The sequence below is a fragment of the Methylobacterium sp. J-090 genome (assembly GCF_022829345.1).
In the GTDB taxonomy this organism is placed as follows: Bacteria; Pseudomonadota; Alphaproteobacteria; order Rhizobiales; family Beijerinckiaceae; genus Methylobacterium.
Map to the genome: position 1 here is coordinate 1 of NZ_JAKSXV010000093.1, position 1,199 is coordinate 1,199.

Genomic DNA, 1,199 nt, shown 5'->3' on the forward strand with positions numbered 1-1,199 from the left:
GCCGAGACGGGCGGCCTGGTCCGGCGGCAGGCGGATGCGGGCGGTGTAGTGGCTCATGCCGGTCTTCGGATCGGTGGTCACGTCCGCCGAGACCCGGCTCACCACCCCGTCGATCTCCGGCGTCGTGCGCTGGTTGAAGGCCGGGAATCGCAGGACCGCCGGCTGGTCGAGGCGGACGTTGTCGATGTCCTGGGGCTGGATCTTCACCTCGACGGCGAGCTGGTCGGCCTCGGGCACGATGAGCATGGCGGGCTCGGAGGGCGTCACCAGGCCGCCGATGGTGTGGACCGTCATCTGGTGCACGATGCCCGATTGCGGCGCGCGCATCTCGATGCGCTTCAGCTGGTCCTCGGCCGCGACGCGCTTCTCCCGGTATTCCGACCACTTGCCCCGGATCTCGGCCAGATCCTTGCTGGTCTCGGTGCGCATGTCCCCGTCGATCTGCAGGATCTGGAGTTCGGTTTCGGCGATCCGGCCGCGCGCACTCGCCGTCGCGGCGACGAGCTGGCCGCGTTCGCCGTCGAGGCGGGCGCCATCCCGCTCCAACGCGTTGACCCGCGCCAGGGAGACGAGGTTCTTGCCGTAGAGTTCGCGCACGCCCTTCAGCTCGTCGGTGATGAAGCCGATTTCGCGCGCCTTGGCGGTGACCTGCTCGGTCAGCCCGTTGATCTCCTCGCGCAGTTGCAGGACGCGCTCGCGCAGCTGCGCCTTCTGGCCCGCGCGGCCCGCCACACGGGATGTGAACAGCCGGGTCTCGCCGTCGATGAGGTGGGCCACCGCCGGGTCGCCGTCCCGGCGGGCGAGAAGTTCGGGCGGGAAGGTGATGTGCCCGGCTCCGTCGCGCTCGGCCTCGTCGCGGGCCCGGCGGGCGGAGAGCTCGTCGAGGGCCTTCAGGACGATGTCGGGGTTGGCGGGGACCTGGGTCGCGTCGAGGAGGATCAGCGCGGCGCCGGCCTTGACCCGCGCGCCCTCCCGCACGCGCGATTCGCCGACGACGCCGCCGGTGGGATTCTGGACCTTCTTCACGTCGGATGCGACCACGAGCTGGCCCGGCGGGCGCACCGCGCCCCAGATCTGCGTGCCGGTGGCCCAGCCGCCGACCCCGACCACCAGGGCCGCCCCGAGGCCGAGGCCGAGGGCGAGGTGACGGCGGATCGAGCCGTGGGCGGGGGGAAGCGGACCCGCGGGGACGGATCCGG

1 protein-coding gene is annotated in these 1,199 nt (G+C 72.3%); it reads right to left on the reverse strand.

Going from position 1 to position 1,199, the window contains the following annotated elements:
- Positions 1-1,199 (reverse strand): HlyD family type I secretion periplasmic adaptor subunit (locus MKK49_RS16535; protein ID WP_244030352.1); only part of this gene is annotated, 1,199 nt, incomplete at both ends.